Origin of the sequence: Pseudomonas sp. PDM31 (assembly GCF_019218965.1) — a bacterium.
GTDB lineage: Bacteria > Pseudomonadota > Gammaproteobacteria > Pseudomonadales > Pseudomonadaceae > Aquipseudomonas.
Map to the genome: position 1 here is coordinate 376413 of NZ_JAHUWS010000005.1, position 16646 is coordinate 393058.

The following is a 16646-nucleotide window of genomic DNA, read 5'->3' on the forward strand; positions in this document are numbered from 1 at the left end:
ATGGCTGACATTAAAGAGCCCCCGAATCGAGAGGGCTTTTCATTCGACGACAGGCGCTTGGCTATTGATGACAGCACCCGACTACCCCGCGGACGACCTCGCGCCCGTGGTGGCTTGCGCCAGGACCAGCAGCGCGTTTTCAAAGTCGTACTGTTCGATGGCGTGATTCAGCTCACGGAAATGCTCGGGAAAAACCGTGGCCAACAGTGCTTTGTGCTCCTGCAGCAGTTGTTCCGCTTTCGGATTGTCGTCACGCAACAAGGCATCCAATTGAGCAATCACCGTATCGCCCAGCGACAAGTCAACCGGACCGCATACCGTTGCCACCGGCTCGGGCAAGGCCCGGGCAATGCTGGTTATCTGTCGCTCCAACAAGCCCTGCAGCGACTGCAGAGTGTCGATGGAGGCCGCGCCATGGCGGCCATCGACATCTTGGCGCAACTGCTGTTCAAGGTTGTTGGCGTGGCGCTGCAACTCGTACGCGCCGATCATCCCGGCCAGGCCCTTCAGCGTATGCGCCAGGCGCTCGGCGGTGGAACGATCGTCTCGCGCCAGCGCGTCGCGTATGTCCTGCATCGTGGATGACTGGCTCGTGGAAAATCCGCGCAACAGGCTGATGTAGCGATCGGGTTTGCCCTGCACCGTGCGCAGGCCCACCTGGATATCGAGACCGGGAATAGCCGCCGGCAGCACATCAACCAGGGACCCCGTATCGACCGCTCCAGCTCTCAGCGCACAAAGCGCCACGCCGGTCGGTTTGATCCAGCGCAACAGCGTGCGAAACAGCACCTCTGGATCGATCGGCTTGGCGACAAAATCCACCATGCCCGCGCTCAGACAACGCTCCCGATCAACCTGCATGGCGTTGGCGGTCATGGCCACGATCGGCAGATCACGCTTGCCTGGCAGATCCCTGATGGCCCGCGCCGCGCTCACGCCGTCGAGTACTGGCATCTGCATATCCATGAGCACCAGGTCGTAGTCAGCCGTTTGCACCCTGGCGACAGCAATTTGTCCATTGTCGGCGATATCCACCAGCAAGCCGGCGTCGGTCAGCAATTCTGTCGCCACCTGCTGGTTCAGTTCGTTGTCTTCGGCCAGCAGGATTCTCGCACCACGGATCGTTGCCATGGCGTCCTCCACTGCCCCATCGTCAGGCATTGACTCGACTTCACCCTGCGTGTTGCTGAGCAGTTTGCCCATGGCGTCAAACAGCGTGGAGGGGCTGACCGGCTTGACCAACACGGCCTCCAGCCCGGTGTCGCTCGCATCTGCCAGCAAGTTGTCGTGGCCGTAAGCCGTCACCAGCGCCATGCGCGGCACCTTGCCAGCATGCCCACGCTTGATCAGTTTCGCCGTCTCGATGCCGTCCATGCCTGGCATCTGCCAATCCAGCAACACGACATCAAATGGCGTGCCTGCAACATTGGCGTCGCGCAGTGCGCCGATGGCCATCACCCCCGACTCCGTGCTGAGCACCCTGAAGCCCATCTCGGTCAACATTTCCGAGAGGGTGTGTCGGGCGCTGGCATTGTCGTCCACTACCAGTACCCGGCGACCATGCAGGTCCGGGCGTTGAAGCTTTCTGCGCGCGGTGGCCACAATGCCGACACGGGCCGTGAACCAGAAGGTCGAACCCTGACCGACAATGCTGTCCATGCCGACCGCACCGCCCATCAACTGAGCGAGTTTTTTCGCAATCACCAGGCCCAGGCCGGTGCCGCCGTACTTGCGGGTAGTCGAGGTGTCTGCCTGCTGAAAGCTTTGAAACAGACGCTGCATCTGCTCTTCAGACAGACCGATGCCGGTGTCCTTGACCGCAAAGTACAACAGCGCATCGGACTCGCCGCGCTCCTGCAGATTGACCTCGATGGTGATCTGGCCGCGCTCAGTGAACTTGACGGCGTTGCTGGCATAGTTGACCAGGATTTGCCCCATGCGCAGCGCGTCGCCCAGCATCACCGGCGGGACATCGCGGCCTACATCGAGGATCAACTCCAGATTGCGTTGCGCGGCGCGGGTCCCGACCAGATTCACCACATTGTCCAGCAGTTCCTCAAGAGTGAACTCGCCCTGGTCGACGTTAAGCATGCCGGCTTCAATCTTGGAAAAATCGAGCACGTCGTTGATGATGCCCAGCAAATGCCTGCCGGACTGCTGGATCTTCTCGATGTAGTCGCGCTGACGAGGATTCAGGTCGGTTTTCAGCGCCAGGTAGCTCATGCCGATGATGGCGTTCATTGGCGTGCGGATTTCATGGCTCATATTGGCCACGAAGTCGCTTTTGTGTTGGTCGGCGATTTCAAGCTGGCGGTTTTTTTCCTGAATCTCGATGAAAAAGTGCCGCAACTGCTCACTGGCTTTGTTCGTTGAATCGATCAGATCCCTCAACTTGTCGGCCATTATCCGCACACGACCCAACGCACTGTTGGCAGGCGCTTGCGCAATCGATACGCCCAAATTGCCGGTAGCCAGCTCGTTCAACACCCGATTAAGTTCGCCAGGAGCGCCCCCCAGCAATTCGAGGATCTGTCTGCGCCCGAAATAGATCAGGAGGCAAAACTCGGCAATCAGTAGCAGCAAAATTGCCACGAACAGGTTCTGCGCAAAATCAAGGGCACTGTTGGACTGAGCCACTTCCCGCGAAGTCCGAGCGTCCATCAACCCGAAGAACTCATCCACCGGCTTCATGATCTGTGCCTTGAAGGCATGGTACTGGGGGCTATACAGAAGTTCCCGGGCCAGCGGCAGGTCAGGCTCGCCTTCCACCGTGTAACTGCCCCGGACATTGGCAAACCGGCCCTTGACCGCGTTCATCGCCTGAACCTCAAGGCGCACCAGATTATCGGAATGGGCCTGGGCGTCCGTGAGCTTGGCGAACTCCTCATCGGTGAACCCTTCGCGCCTGAGCAGCGTCAGTAAGGCAACCGGCGCCTCATCGGGGCGCGGCTGCCAATCGCCCGCCGCGACAAAGTCCCAGTAGATGCGGTGATAGTCCTTGGGGCGTGGCGCATCGCCTTTGCGGATATCAATGATCTTCAGGTATTGGCGTTCAAACTCCGGGTTCACCGTCACCACATAAGTACGTGCCAGGCGGGTCAATTCATCGGAGCTGCGGCGCAGTTCTTCGGCCAGTAAATAAGACCGGTAACGCTTCTCGCTGGCTGCATGGGCATCGTATGCCGCTTGTTTGATGCTGATGAAGGTATAGAGCAGACCTGCGAACGTAATCGCGATTGCAACAAGTACGTACTGGATGACTTTCGAACTTTTGGTTGATTTCATTTTTTTTGTGTTCCTGACGCCAGTACATACCAATCGTGATTTTAGGGGAAAGCCTGGAGTCGCTCCGGCCCCTACTTTGGCTCTTCGCTATCGGTGTCGGCGAAGCACCGGGCAATCTGTTCGAACTTTTCTTCCAGGACCTTGAACGCCGCAACCACGTCCGGATCAAAATGCCGACCGGCCCCGTCATAAATGATTGCCGCCGCGGTCTGGTGGCTCATTTCCGATTTGTACACGCGCCGGCTGATAACCGCGTCGTAGACGTCGGCGAGCGCCATCAGGCGGGCACTCACGGGAATAGCGTCGCCGACCAGGCCACGGGGATAGCCGCTGCCATCCCATTTTTCGTGGTGGCACAGGGCGATTTCCTTGGCGATGCGCAGGAAGGGAACCTGCGCGCCCAACAACTCTTCGGCATGGACCAGCGCCTGATAACCCAACTGCGCGTGAGTCTTCATGATTTCGAATTCGGCCGGCTCGAAGCGCCCCGGCTTGAGCAAGATATGGTCAGAAATACCGACCTTGCCAATGTCGTGCAGGGGAGCCGATTTGAACATCAACTCAATGCTCTGCTCGTCCAGATCCGCACTGAAGCGCGGGTGATGGCGCAGTTCCTCGGCCAGCGCCCGCACATAATGCTGTGTTCGCCGCAGGTGGTTGCCCGTCTCGTTGTCACGGGTCTCGGCCAATGACGCGAGCGCCAGGATGGTCACGTCATGGGTGGCTTGCAGCTCGCGGGTACGCGCCATCACTTGCTGATCGAGAAAAGTATTTTGCAGGCGCAACTGATCGGTCGCGACCTTCAGGCGAATCTGCGTCTGCACCCGCGCCAGCAGTATCGGCGGACTGATCGGCTTGTTCAGATAGTCGCTCGCACCCAGTGCAAACCCCAGGCATTCATCCTCGTCCTGGCTCCTGGCGCTGAGAAACAACACCGGCACGTCACACGTTTTGGGATCTGCCTTGAGTCGACGACAGACTTCATGACCATCCATTTCTGGCATCATCACATCCAGCAAAATCAGATCGGGTATGGTTCGATCGACAATGCGCAATGCCTGCGCACCGCTGGTAGCGACACGCACCTGGTAATGCTCCTGCAGCAACTCACTTATCAGGCGCAGGTTGGCCGGCACATCGTCGACGACCAGCACGGTGGGTTTGTGGGGTGGGAGACTCAACAGAACTTCCTTACGGGGGCTCACGAATGCCCGGCTCAAACAGCCAGTGCAAACGCTGGTGCCGCAAATGCACGAACAAGAGACAAGCGACGCAAAGTCGAATTTGTCATTGCCGTCAGTAACTCACGCCCCGTACCAAGCTGCTCTGAATTGGACTGAGCCGCATCCGGCGCAACGCTGAAAAGCGCTGAAAAATTCTGATCCGCACCCTGCAGAGCCATACCCCGCCTGCTTCCCGAACATTTGCAGCCAGTACTTTGCGCATGCTTCTCAGCGCTGGGCCGAGACGCGCCTGCGCACGTTCATAAGCTTCGCAAAGGCGACAGCCTCTTGAAAAATTTCGCTCGTGTTATACTCACCAGTTAGAATACGGGAACAATAATGACCACAAATATCCCAAGCACTGTGTACAGTTCCCAAAAATCCACGCCCGAAATAACTCACTGTCCGCCGCGAAGAGCTCTCGCCATGTTCAATTCGGAGCTCGCATGAGCAGGATGTTGATCGACAGCCGACTGGTCTTCGACGAAGACAACTTTCTACTTTTTCTTGCCGACGACGCTTCCGTTGAGCCTTATCGGCTCAACGCGATTTCCAGTCGTTGCCTGGCCCAGTTACTCAGGTCGAATGGGTCCGTAGTACGCAAACGCGAACTTATCGCCGGTGCCTGGGGGCAATATGGACTCGAGGTGACCGATAACAGCCTGGCGCAGGCCGTGCGGCAACTGCGGGTGGCCATCGACAGGTTCCAGCCAGGCCTTGACCTGATCCAGACCCATCCTCGTATCGGTTACAAACTTGCCGAGGGCGTTCAGATTGTCGAACTGGCTGCGGCACCACCAGCGAACGACAGCGACAATCCCTTGCCCGGCGACGAGCCCTTGACCGAAACAATGGCACCCGCGGCCTTCCCGACTCATGCCCCTGCCGCAGCGCCATCGGCGCCCCGAAGAAGCAGAGTCGGCATAGCCTTGATTCTGGGCGCCGTCACGCTTTGGGGGGCCCTGGTATTTCAGCTGACTGCATCCTGGTATGCGCAACCATTGCGTGCCCAGCCATTCGACTTTGCCGCCCCGCAAGCCATGGACAACACCCGGGTGCACTTGCCCAGCGGCGTCACCATCCCGCCGGAACGGTTGCAGAGAGTGCTGCACACGGGCAAACAGGTAGCCAACTGGATGGGTATGGCCAACGACAGTAGGCATCTGTACCTGCTGCCCGATTATCTGGGTCGCCACTTCCTGCTGTGTGCAGGTGAAATGAAAACTACCAACAGCCAATGCATCGGAGTAAATCTGCGTGATTAGCCTGAACAAGCGTTGGGCCTGGTGCGCGGCTTTTGTTGTGGTCAGTGCGGCCTGCGCCTGGGCGGGGGCGCGCTGGGGTCAACACACGGCCGGACTCGATCTGATGTGTACCGCAGAAAGCGTGTACGCACAGCGTGGGGCAAAACAGTCGGAATTGGTGCTAGCGCGTTTAAGTGTGGATCTGAATAAAGACAAACTCAGCTATCTACGCATGGCCATTGAACGCGTTGACACCGACCAGGGGCGCATAACAGACGTCATGCAGCGCTACAGCACATTCACGGCAAAGCGTGAGGGTGACCGCTTGCTGGTTCAGGTCAAGGAAGCAGGCAAAGGCCAGACAGATACACAGTTGCCTTTTGAATATCCCAGACTCGGACTCTTCATTTTTCAGCCAGGCTCCAGCCTCAGCTATCGCCTACGGGTACTCGACGAATCACATTATCTGATCGAAAACGGGACCGAATTGATTGTCCTGTGTAACCGCAATCGCGACGTTGTGGCAGATAAAAGCAGCGAAACCCGCCCTTCAACGCTATAACGCCTGGATGCCAAGCTCCTCATGCAGCAGTTGCACCAATTGCTCCGGGTCGAACGGCTTGAGTAAAAAATCGACGACATCCAAATGCATGGCATCGATGGCATCCCGAACACCCGCATCACCGGACATGATCACAATGGGCATCTGCGCCCGGTCTGATTCGCGAATATTGCGTATCAGCGTCAAGCCACTTTGCGGATGCATCCGCAGGTCAGTGATAACCAGCCCGATGGACTTGTCAGTGGCAAGCCAACTCAAAGCCTCGGCGACACTTGCGGCGGCCAGACATGAAATACCATTGAGCTGCAGAATTTCAGCCAGCATCTCGCGGGTAAACTGATCATCCTCGACGATCAGGACCGTTTGATGGAGCAAATCTGTTTCGTGCATGACGGCATTGATTGCTTCACGCTCGGCATCACTCAAAATTTCGTAATCGGACATCATCCCCAACCGTCTGCAGTCGCTGGCCACCTGGCTGTTTTGTTGCCTGTGCCAGGCGATTGCATTAACGCATGCAGTCCGTGAGCCCGCTGTGAAAAGGCATGAATCGTCTCAGGGTTGGGGATGAAAAACGCTGAAAGCTTCTGCCCTTTCGAAAAACTGGCGGACGCCAACAGGTTCAAGTCGTTCGTTTGAAGTTTTTGAAAGACGGTAGCGCCAATCACAGGAAGGAGGGGTATAGATGGGAAAGAGGAATCGCAGAATGCAAAAAGGCCCCATTAAATGGGGCCTTCAGGTACAGAATTTGGCGGTGAAGGAGAGATTCGAACTCTCGATACAGTTTCCTGTATACACACTTTCCAGGCGTGCTCCTTAAGCCACTCGGACACTTCACCGTATCTCTTCAAACAAGTTCTGTCTGTCGAGGCGCGCTAATGTAGTCGAAAGCTTTTCCGATGGCAAACATTTTTTTGAGAATTTTCATGCGCTTAACGCAATTCGCCATTTGCGGGCAATCAGGGACATGGCAAACCGGTCAATCTCCGTCTTCACGCCCTCCTCTATATAGAGAGCAAAGCACGGCCGGCGCGGCGGGCTACCTCAGATAGGCGGGGAAAGGGTGACTGGCGGGTCAGTCACGGCGCTTTACCTGGCCTGCAGCGGTGGGTAACGTCTGCCCATCTTTATTGAAAGGAATGGCGTCATGAGTGAGTTGATTTCCTACCATCTCGAAGACGGTATCGCGACCCTGACCCTGAGCAACGGCAAGGTCAATGCCATCTCCCCGGACGTGATTGCCGCGTTCAATGCTGCGCTGGATCAGGCGGTGACTGATCGTGCGGTAGTGATCATTACCGGGCAGCCGGGCATTCTGTCCGGCGGCTACGACCTGAAGGTGATGACCGCCGGCCCTAAAGAAGCCGTGAGCCTGGTGACCGCTGGCTCGACGCTGGCCCGTCGTCTGTTGTCGCATCCATTCCCGGTGATCGTGGCATGCCCTGGGCATGCAGTGGCCAAGGGCGCCTTTTTGTTGTTGTCAGCCGACTATCGCATTGGTGTCGAAGGCGCGTTCAGCATCGGATTGAATGAAGTGCAGATCGGCATGACCATGCACCACGCAGGGATCGAGCTGGCCCGCGATCGACTGAGCAAGGCGGCGTTCCACCGCTCGGTGATCAACGGTGAAATGTTCACTCCCAAGAGCGCAGTGGATGCCGGCTTCCTTGACGTCGTGGTCACGGCCGAGGAGTTGCAGGGTGCCGCGCTGGCAGCGGCTCGTCAGCTGAAAAAAATCAACATGACGGCGCACAAGAATACCAAGCTCAAAGTGCGCAAAGCCTTGCTGGAAACCCTGGATAACGCTATCCGTCTGGATCAGGAACACCTGGTTTAAGCCGTAAAGCTGACACAGTGAAAGCCCGACCGTCGTGTCGTAATGCTGTTCACTTAAGCGGGGCAATACACCTTCTGGCGAGGGGGCTTGTCGGACCGCCGCGTTGGGCCGCGAAGTGGCCCCAAAACCTGCCACCGAGGCGTACCAAATACACCGTGTGCAATGGTTTTACGACTGCTTCGCAGCCGAACGGGGGCAAGCCCCCTCGCCACATGTGTGTGCCCCAGCTTAAGTGAACAGCATTACGACCGTCGTGTCGGGCTTTTTTCTTGCAGGTGCTACTTATAAGCCTGGAACCGCTCTACTTCGCAGCTGACCAACAAGTCGGAAACATGCGTACAAACATCGGCCATCTCCCAGCTCTATAACGGCAATTGCCGAAAACAGTGCACATCCGTACACTGCGCCACCTTTTGTCCCGGTGGGGCCTGTAAATGCTGTTTGTTTTGCGTATGTCGTTGATGGGGCTGCACTTTATCGTGGCTGGTGTGCTCGGGGTGATTCTCGGCCTGTGCCGGCCGTTCAACCCGGACAACAGCCGACTGTGCGCGCGCCTGTACGCGTGGCCGGCCATGTGCATTTTGCGCCTGCGGGTGAAGGCCGAGGTCGGGCCCCTGATAGACAAACCCGACAGCTGCGTGATCATCGCCAATCATCAGTCCAACTACGATCTTTTCGTGTTCGGCAACGTGGTGCCGCGCCGCACCGTGTGCATCGGCAAAAAGAGCCTGAAATGGGTGCCTCTTTTCGGACAATTGTTCTGGCTGGCCGGCAATGTGCTGATCGACCGTGGCAATGCGCAGAAGGCGCGCCAATCGATGCTGACCACCACCCATACCCTGCAGAACAAGGACACCTCGATCTGGGTCTTTCCGGAAGGTACGCGCAATCTGGGTGAAGAGTTGTTGCCGTTCAAGAAAGGCGCATTTCAGATGGCAATCGCCGCCGGGGTGCCGATCGTGCCGGTTTGTGTGAGCAGTTACGTCAAGCACATGCGCTTGAACCGCTGGAATAGCGGGAAAATTCTGATTCGCTCGTTGCCGGCGATTCCTACGGCCGGGTTGAGCCTGGATGACATGCCGTTGCTGATTGACCAGTGTCGTGAGCAGATGCGTGAGTGTATTGAATCGATGGATCGGCAGTTGCAGGCCGCCTGAAGAAATCCGCTGGTTCAAAGTACAAATCCATTTCTGCGATAACGGCTACTGGCGGTTCCGCCCATAGAGCGGGCCCAAAGTAACCAAAGGGCTTAGCCCACCGCCATCGCAAGCAAGCTCGCTCCCACAGGGATCGAGCGGCCACACAAAAGCTGTGGGAGCTGGCCTGCCAGCGATAAGGCCGGCACTTCCACCATCAATGTCGCCTGACCTACCGCCATCGCGAGCAGGCTCACTCCCAGTAGCCGTTTGCGCAGAAACGGTTATATACACAATCAACATTCCCCCCACCACCCGCGAACTCCACAGATTTTACTGACTCTTAAACACCAGACCCGGCTAAGCTGACTACCGCCTGCCACTGTCATCTTTGCTTACATAGCTGCCACCAAGAAGTGAACCACCATCATGGGTAGAGTTGTTGCTGCTGCGGTTTATAGCGCTGGTAAAAAAGTCACCAATATCACCCTCGACGAAGGCGCGGCCTGGGCTGCAAAGCCTGATCACTTTGTCTGGATCGGTCTCGAAGAGCCAGACGCCCAGGAGCTGGCCAACCTGCAACGCCAGTTCAACCTGCACGAACTGGCCATTGAAGATGCCCTGGAGAAACACAGCCGGCCCAAGCTGGAAACCTTCGGCGATGCGCTGTTCATTGTTACGTACTCGCCAATCCGCAACGAAGGCAAACTCCAGTTCATCGAGACGCATATCTTTGCCGGCAACGGCTACATCATTACCGCTCGCAACGGTCACTCAGCATCCTACGCCTATGTCCGGCAGCGCTGTGAGGCGCGCCCGCTGCTGCTGGAGCACGGGGAAGATTTCGTACTCTACGCCCTGCTCGACTTCGTGATCGAAAACTACCAGCCCATGGGCGAAGCGATTCATGCCGAAATCGACGAACTGGAGCGCAACGTCCTGTGCAGTGCGTTGAATGAGCGCGATATCCAGAAACTCCACGGCCTGCGTCGAGATGTACTGCGCCTGCGCCGATACGCCGCGCCGATGGTAGAAATCGGTGAGGAACTGCAAAAACTCAACTTCCCGTTCATCGACAAGAACATGCGTCCGTACTTTCGCGATGTGCAGATTCACGTGACCCGGCAGATGGAAGATCTGACGACCCTGGCGGATATTGCCAGCCAGACGATCGAGATCGGGGTGCTGCTGGAGGCGTCGCGTCAGAGTGTGGTGCAACGCAAGTTCGCGGCGTGGGCAGCCATTCTGGCGTTTCCGACGGCAGTCGCGGGGATTTACGGGATGAACTTCCAGAACATGCCGGAGCTGACCTGGCACTACGGGTACTTCGGGGTGCTGGGGTTTATTGCGGTGGGATGCGTGGGGTTGTGGGCGAGTTTCAAGAAGTCCGGCTGGCTTTAGAAGCAGGCGAGCGCTTCGATGGCGTTGCCAGGCATTGTGCCTGGCCGCAATCCCCCCCTGTAGGACCGAGCCGGCTCGCGATGGTCGTTAACGATAACGTGGGGAGTCTGGTTCCCCGCGGTGTTCTTGAGCCCATCGCGAGCTTGCTCGCTCCTACAGTTGACCGCATACCCCTGTAGGAGCGAGCAGGCTCGCGATGGTTGTTAACGATTACGCGGGGAGTCTGGTTCCCCGCGGTGTTCTTGAGTCCATCGCGAGCCTGCCCGCTCCTACAGTTGACCGTATTCCCATGTGGGAGCGGCGTTTGCCTTTAAACAGCTTCTGACTGTGGTTTATGCGCCACAAACCGCATCATCCACTCGGCCACCGTGGTGCCATGGTGCTCCTGCTCAAGGCTGGCAATGCCTTTGGAGTAGACCGGCTCGCCCAGTACTTGCTGGCGTATCTCCAGCAATGCCCGGGAATAGTCGTGAATGAACTCAGGATGGCCCTGGAAGCACAACACCTGATCGTTGATGTGGTACGCGGCAAAAGGGCAGAAATCGCTGGATGCGATCACTGTGGCATTTTCCGGCAATGAGGTGACCTGATCCTGGTGACTGATCAACAGAGTCAGTTCTTCGCGCACCGGACTCATCCATGGCGCCTTGGCTGCCAGTTTGTAGTTGTGCGTGCCGACGCCCCAGCCCTGGGTCGCCCGTTCGCTCTTGCCACCGAGCAGCAGCGCCAGCAACTGATGGCCGAAACACACACCCAGCAGTTTGTCGCCGCGCTCGTAGCGGGTCAGCAGATAAGCTCGCAGGGTTTCGATCCACGGGTCGGTGCCGAAGGAGTCGGCCTTGCTGCCTGTCACCAGATAGGCGTCGAAGGTCAGATCATCACTTGGATATTCACCTTGCAGCACGTTGTAGACGGTGAATTCGGCGGCAATCGGTTGCTGCGAAAACAGGTGTTTGAACATCTGCCCGTAGCCCTGATATTGGTCAACCAACTCCGGACGCAGGATGTCGGTTTCCAGAATGCAGATGCGTAACGACATAAAAAATACCTGACACGTGATGGGAATAATGCACACCCCAGAGCCTGCCTTGAAACAGGGTGACAAGGCAAGCCCCGCAATGTGTCCCCTCCCCTTAGAACACCGTGCCCTTGGCCGCCTTCTCCAGCAACAGCGCAGGCGGTGCGAATCGATCCCCGTACTGCCCGGCCAGATACTGGGCGCGGGCGACAAAATCCTGCACGCCATACTGATTGATGAATTGCAGTGCGCCACCGGTCCAGGCGGCGAAGCCGATGCCGAAGATCGAGCCGACGTTGGCATCCGCCGTTGAGGTCAGCACGCCCTCCTCCAGGCAACGCACAGTTTCGATGGCTTGCACAAATAACAGGCGATCACGCACATCCTTGGGTGAAATCTGCCCGTCGGCTTTCTCGAAGCGGGTTTTCAGCTCCGGCCACAGATGCTTCTGGCCACCGGCCGGGTACTCGTAGAAACCCCCTCCGGCAGCCTTGCCCGGACGTTTGTACTCATTGAGCAGCAAGTCAATCACGGCGAACGCCGGATGCTCTTGCTGCGGCGTGCCTTGCGCCTGCAGGTCTTTGGCGGTTTGCTGGCGAATGTGGTCCATCAGGCTCAGGGACACTTCATCAGAGATCGCCAGTGGCCCCACGGGCATGCCGGCCTTGCGCGCTTCGGTCTCGATCATCGCCGCGCTGATGCCTTCGCCGAGCATGGCGATGCCTTCGTTGGTAAAGGTGCCGAACACTCGCGAGGTGAAGAAACCACGGCTGTCGTTGACCACAATCGGGGTTTTCTTGATTTGCAGGACAAAATCAAAGCCGCGAGCCAGAGTTTCATCGCTGGTGTTGGCGCCCTTGATGATCTCCACCAATGGCATTTTTTCCACCGGACTGAAGAAATGCAGGCCGATGAACTTGCTCTGGTCGGGTACGGCGGTGGCCAGGCCGCTGATCGGCAAGGTCGAGGTGTTGGAAGCGATCACGGCGTCGGCACCGACCACTTGCTGCGCGGCCAGGGAGACCTTGGCCTTGAGCTCACGGTCCTCGAACACGGCTTCGATGATCAGATCGCAACCGGCCAGGTCGGCATCGCTTTCGCTCGCCTGGATGCGTGCCAGCACGGCCTCGCGCTGCTGGGCGCTCATCTGGCCGCGCGCGACTTTCTTGTCCAGCAACGCCGCCGAATGCGCCTTGCCCTTCTCGGCGGCGGCGAGACTGATGTCCTTGAGCACCACCTCCACCCCTGCCGATGCGCTGACAAAGGCGATACCGGCGCCCATCATCCCGGCACCCAGCACGCCCACTTTGCGCGTGACATAGGGTGCAAATCCCTGGGGTCGCGAGCCTCCGGCATTGATTTCGTTGAGCTGGAACCAGAAGGTGCCGATCAGGTTTTTCGATATTTGCCCGGTGGTCAGTTCGGTGAAGTAACGGGTTTCGATCAGATGCGCCGTGTCAAAATCCACCTGGGCACCCTCGACCGCGGCACAGAGGATTTTCTCCGGGGCAGGCATCGTGCCCTGAGTCTTGCTGCGCAGGATCGATGGCGCAATGGCAAGCATTTGCGCGACTTTCGGGTTCGATGGCGTGCCACCGGGAATCTGGTAGCCCTTCACATCCCAACGCTGCGCTGCCGTCGGATTGGCGAGAATCCACGCCCGCGCCCGGGCCAGCAAGTCATCCTGGTCCGAGGCGAGCTCATCGACCAGCCCAGCCTGCAACGCCTGCTGCGGCCGCACCTTCTTGCCTTCGAGCAGATAAGGCAGGGCCTTCTCCAGACCGAGCATGCGCACCATGCGCACCACTCCGCCGCCACCCGGCAGCAGGCCGAGAGTCACTTCCGGCAGGCCAAGCTGCACCGACGGATGATCCACGACCACCCGGTGATGACAGGCCAGGCAGATTTCCCAGCCTCCACCCAGGGCCGCGCCGTTGATCGCCGCGACCACCGGTTTGCCGAGGGTCTCCAGGGTGCGCAACTGCCCCTTGAGGGTCAGGACCATGTCGTAGAAGGCCTTGGCCTCGGGCTTGCCGACCTTGATCAGTTCATTGAGGTCACCGCCGGCAAAAAAGGTTTTCTTCGCCGAGGTGATGATCACGCCGGCGATGGCGTCCTTGTCGGCCACCAGCCGCGCGACGCAGTCAGCCATGGCCTCGCGGTACACGGCATTCATGGTGTTGGCGCTCTGGCCCGGCATGTCGATGGTCAGGACAACAATGCGATCCTGGTCCTTTTCGTAACGAATGTCTTGGGTCATGTCACTTTTCCTTGAATGGCGGGCTCAGAGGCGTTCGATGATGGTGGCAATGCCCATGCCGCCGCCGACACACAGAGTCGCGAGGCCGTAGCGCAGGTGCCTGGCTTCCAGTTCATCGAGCAATGTGCCGAGGATCGCGCAGCCGGTGGCGCCCAGCGGGTGGCCCATGGCGATGGAGCCGCCATTGACGTTGACCTTGTCCGGGTCGACGGCCATGTCCTTGATAAACTTCAACACCACGGACGCGAACGCCTCATTGACCTCGAACAGGTCAATGTCTTCGACCCGCAGCCCGGCCTTGGCCAGCGCCTTGCGGGTAGCCGGCGCGGGGCCGGTGAGCATGATGGTCGGATCGGTACTGGTGACCGCCGTGGCGACGATTCGCGCCCGTGGCTGCAAGCCCAGCGCCCGGCCCTTGGCCTCGGAGCCGATCAGCATCAAGGCCGCGCCATCGACGATCCCGGAACTGTTGCCGGGAGTGTGGACATGATTGATCCGTTCTACATGGCTGTAGACCCTCAGCGCGGTCGCGTCGAAACCCATCTGCCCCATCATCTCGAAACTCGGCTTGAGCTTGCCCAGGCCTTCCAGGGTCGAATCGGCGCGAATGAATTCATCGTGATCGAGCAGGATGATGCCGTTCTGGTCCTGCACCGGCACCAGCGACTTGTTGAACGAGCCATCCGCCCGGGCCCGCGCCGCTTTCTGCTGGGAATGCAGCGCATAGGCATCGACGTCCTGACGGCTGAAGCCTTCAAGGGTGGCGATCAGGTCGGCGCCCACACCCTGAGGGGTGAAGTGACTGTGCAGGTTGGTTGCCGGATCCAGTGCCCAGGCACCGCCATCGCTGCCCATCGGCACCCGCGACATCGACTCGACGCCACCGACCACTACCAGGTCCTCAAAACCGGAACGCACTTTCATGGCGCCAAGGTTCACCGCCTCCAGCCCCGAGGCGCAGAACCGATTGATCTGCACCCCGGCCACGCTGACGTCCCAATCAGCCACCTGAGCCGCAGTCTTGGCGATGTCGCTGCCTTGATCGCCGATCGGCGTCACGCAACCGAGCACCACATCATCGACCTGGCTGGTGTCCAGGGCAGTGCGCTGTTGCAGTGCGGTGAGCAAACCTGCCACCAGATTCACCGGTTTGACGCTGTGCAGCGCGCCATCGGCCTTACCTTTGCCACGGGGCGTGCGTAATGCGTCGAAAATCAAAGCCTGGGTCATGACGTCCTCGAACCTGATGGTGATGAAGAACAGGCTTCCACCTTATTCCGAGCCCGCATCGATTCAATGACCGCAACGCTCACTGACGTTGACGTGCACGCTCAGACGGACGGTCATTGGTCCGCGGATGAACCGTTTCAGGACGCCAAGCTGTCTAGCTAACGGGCGCGCATGTTGCTGGCAATATGCCTCATGCTTTTTTTAAAGCTATTGGTACTTAAAACATACGAAAAGGATCTAAACCAAGCGTGACGCGGGCTCTAAGGTGAAGTTGTACGAAGTTGTCGTCGGGTTTTGCCGAGGCGCTCGTCGTTACAGGATGTGCAACGCACTGCCGTGTGGAGCAATTGGGGCAGGCATCAACTAATAACAAAAAAGGCGGTCAAGCCATGTTCAAACAACCAAAAGTACGTCAAGCCGGACTCATCCTTTTCGCCACCACGCTGTTATTGATCTTGCCGAACCTGACCAAGGTGCTCGGCTAGTCGCTGGAAAAAACGGCGTCACGGTTATTTGTATTGCCACGTTGAAAATGTGACTGGCCCGCTATCGGGGCCTGCGTGACTGTGCCAATCTTTTTCGCACTTTCACGACACGGACGGCGACCCATTGAAAATGCTCATATTGCTCGGGGCCCTGCTGATCGGCACGCCCCTGTATGCCGCACAGCTGAATCTGGAGCTGGGCGCGAACAGTCGCACCTGGCAGACCGAGCAGTTGCTCAAGCATCCCCAGGTTCAAACCATCAACATCCGCAACGACGTCTCCTACAAGCGGGACATGAGCTATCGCGCCGTGCCCCTTTCGGCGCTCTTGCAAGGCGTCACGCCCGAGGACCATCTGCAGGCCGTGGCACTGGACGGTTTTGCCGCGGAAATGGCCGCAGCGCCATTGCTCAACTCCCAGGGTGCGCGGGCCTGGCTGGCGGTTGAAGACCCGGCCCAACCCTGGCCACCCCTGTCAGCGGGCAAACCTGGTGCAGGCCCCTTCTATCTGGTCTGGACCGACCCAGAGGCCGGCAATATCAGCCCGGAACAGTGGCCATATCAGGTCGCCAGCATCAAGCGCATGGCGCCTGTGGCCGAGCGCTTCCCTGCCCTGCTGCCTGATCCGGCATTGAAGGCCGACGATCCGGTGAACAAGGGGTTCGCGTTGTTTCAAAAGAACTGCCTGGCGTGCCATCGATTGAACGGTGCCGGGGACGCGCAGTTCGGGCCGGACCTGAATATTCCGTTCAGCCCGACCGAATACTTCGGGGCGGACTTCCTCAAGCGCTATATCCGTGATCCACAGAGTCTGCGCCAGTGGCCGCAGGCGAAAATGCCCGGATTTACGGTGCAGGTCCTGCCGGATCAGGATCTGCAGATGCTGGTGGGGTATTTGCAGCATATGGCCGGACGCAAGGTGAAACCCTGACCGGCCGCAGCCCTGTAGGAGCTACACAATAACC

General features: G+C 58.5%; 13 protein-coding genes and 1 tRNA gene. 6 read left to right on the plus strand and 8 right to left on the minus strand.

Annotation, left to right across the window (positions count from 1 at the left end):
- Window positions 1–81: 81 nt before the first annotated feature.
- From KW839_RS12750 to KW839_RS12760, 3 genes are all read right to left on the minus strand, one after another.
- Window positions 82–3285, minus strand: a complete 3204-nt coding sequence (locus KW839_RS12750) for a response regulator (protein WP_218424531.1) — start codon at window positions 3283–3285, stop codon at window positions 82–84.
- A gap of 71 nt (window positions 3286–3356) precedes the next feature.
- A complete protein-coding gene (locus KW839_RS12755; RefSeq protein WP_256352635.1) occupies window positions 3357–4466 on the minus strand; it encodes a two-component system response regulator in 1110 nt (369 codons plus the stop codon).
- Window positions 4467–4501: 35 nt separating this feature from the next.
- The gene (locus KW839_RS12760) at window positions 4502–4687 is read right to left on the minus strand and encodes a hypothetical protein (RefSeq protein ID WP_156465465.1); all 186 of its coding nucleotides are present in this window, start codon (window positions 4685–4687) and stop codon (window positions 4502–4504) included.
- Between the two features lie 267 nt (window positions 4688–4954).
- Here KW839_RS12760 and KW839_RS12765 point away from each other — a divergent pair, with 267 nt between their 5' ends.
- Window positions 4955–5773 carry a winged helix-turn-helix domain-containing protein gene (locus tag KW839_RS12765; RefSeq protein WP_218424532.1) on the plus strand — a complete coding sequence of 273 codons (819 nt, stop codon included), beginning with the start codon at window positions 4955–4957 and terminating at the stop codon, window positions 5771–5773.
- Entirely contained in the window at window positions 5766–6314 is a 549-nt protein-coding gene (locus KW839_RS12770; protein ID WP_060539846.1) for a hypothetical protein, read from the plus strand. The genes KW839_RS12765 and KW839_RS12770 overlap by 8 nt, the downstream gene beginning before the upstream one ends.
- Here KW839_RS12770 and KW839_RS12775 read toward each other — a convergent pair.
- Both KW839_RS12775 and KW839_RS12780 read right to left on the minus strand, forming a co-directional pair.
- Complete coding sequence (locus KW839_RS12775; protein ID WP_060539916.1) at window positions 6309–6758, minus strand: response regulator; 450 nt, start codon at window positions 6756–6758, stop codon at window positions 6309–6311. The genes KW839_RS12770 and KW839_RS12775 overlap by 6 nt on opposite strands.
- A gap of 305 nt (window positions 6759–7063) precedes the next feature.
- A tRNA-Ser gene (locus KW839_RS12780) sits at window positions 7064–7153 on the minus strand.
- 308 nt (window positions 7154–7461) lie between these two features.
- On the opposite strand from KW839_RS12780, the gene KW839_RS12785 reads away from it, so the two are divergent.
- From KW839_RS12785 to KW839_RS12795, 3 genes are all read left to right on the plus strand, one after another.
- Window positions 7462–8151, plus strand: a complete 690-nt coding sequence (locus KW839_RS12785; RefSeq protein WP_218424533.1) for a crotonase/enoyl-CoA hydratase family protein — start codon at window positions 7462–7464, stop codon at window positions 8149–8151.
- Window positions 8152–8585: 434 nt separating this feature from the next.
- Window positions 8586–9308: a 1-acyl-sn-glycerol-3-phosphate acyltransferase gene (locus KW839_RS12790; RefSeq protein WP_060539852.1), complete on the plus strand. Its 723-nt coding sequence runs from the start codon at window positions 8586–8588 to the stop codon at window positions 9306–9308.
- Between the two features lie 408 nt (window positions 9309–9716).
- Window positions 9717–10688, plus strand: coding sequence for a magnesium and cobalt transport protein CorA (locus KW839_RS12795; RefSeq protein ID WP_060539853.1), 972 nt, complete (start codon window positions 9717–9719; stop codon window positions 10686–10688).
- Between the two features lie 310 nt (window positions 10689–10998).
- Here the strand turns inward: KW839_RS12795 and KW839_RS12800 are convergent, their stop codons facing one another.
- The 3 genes from KW839_RS12800 to KW839_RS12810 form a co-directional block, all read right to left on the minus strand.
- Window positions 10999–11727 (minus strand): amidotransferase, encoded by a 729-nt coding sequence (locus KW839_RS12800; protein ID WP_060539854.1) that lies wholly within the window; start codon window positions 11725–11727, stop codon window positions 10999–11001.
- 94 nt (window positions 11728–11821) lie between these two features.
- Entirely contained in the window at window positions 11822–13966 is a 2145-nt protein-coding gene (locus tag KW839_RS12805) for a 3-hydroxyacyl-CoA dehydrogenase NAD-binding domain-containing protein (RefSeq protein WP_218424534.1), read from the minus strand.
- 24 nt (window positions 13967–13990) lie between these two features.
- Window positions 13991–15196, minus strand: a complete 1206-nt coding sequence (locus tag KW839_RS12810; protein ID WP_218424535.1) for an acetyl-CoA C-acetyltransferase — start codon at window positions 15194–15196, stop codon at window positions 13991–13993.
- A gap of 615 nt (window positions 15197–15811) precedes the next feature.
- Between KW839_RS12810 and KW839_RS12815 the strand changes: the two genes are divergently transcribed.
- Complete coding sequence (locus KW839_RS12815; protein WP_218424583.1) at window positions 15812–16612, plus strand: cytochrome c; 801 nt, start codon at window positions 15812–15814, stop codon at window positions 16610–16612.
- Window positions 16613–16646 lie beyond the last annotated feature (34 nt).

What these genes read in the sequence shown, in the direction of transcription:
- KW839_RS12785 (WP_218424533.1), top strand. Translation starts at nt 7,462, where the DNA reads ATGAGTGAGTTGATTTCCTACCATCTCGAAGACGGTATCGCGACCCTG.
- KW839_RS12795 (WP_060539853.1), top strand. Translation starts at nt 9,717, where the DNA reads ATGGGTAGAGTTGTTGCTGCTGCGGTTTATAGCGCTGGTAAAAAAGTC.
- KW839_RS12810 (WP_218424535.1), bottom strand. Translation starts at nt 15,196, where the DNA reads ATGACCCAGGCTTTGATTTTCGACGCATTACGCACGCCCCGTGGCAAA.
- KW839_RS12805 (WP_218424534.1), bottom strand. Translation starts at nt 13,966, where the DNA reads ATGACCCAAGACATTCGTTACGAAAAGGACCAGGATCGCATTGTTGTC.
- KW839_RS12800 (WP_060539854.1), bottom strand. Translation starts at nt 11,727, where the DNA reads ATGTCGTTACGCATCTGCATTCTGGAAACCGACATCCTGCGTCCGGAG.
- KW839_RS12790 (WP_060539852.1), top strand. Translation starts at nt 8,586, where the DNA reads ATGCTGTTTGTTTTGCGTATGTCGTTGATGGGGCTGCACTTTATCGTG.
- KW839_RS12815 (WP_218424583.1), top strand. Translation starts at nt 15,812, where the DNA reads ATGCTCATATTGCTCGGGGCCCTGCTGATCGGCACGCCCCTGTATGCC.
- KW839_RS12765 (WP_218424532.1), top strand. Translation starts at nt 4,955, where the DNA reads ATGAGCAGGATGTTGATCGACAGCCGACTGGTCTTCGACGAAGACAAC.
- KW839_RS12760 (WP_156465465.1), bottom strand. Translation starts at nt 4,687, where the DNA reads ATGGCTCTGCAGGGTGCGGATCAGAATTTTTCAGCGCTTTTCAGCGTT.
- KW839_RS12775 (WP_060539916.1), bottom strand. Translation starts at nt 6,758, where the DNA reads ATGTCCGATTACGAAATTTTGAGTGATGCCGAGCGTGAAGCAATCAAT.
- KW839_RS12750 (WP_218424531.1), bottom strand. Translation starts at nt 3,285, where the DNA reads ATGAAATCAACCAAAAGTTCGAAAGTCATCCAGTACGTACTTGTTGCA.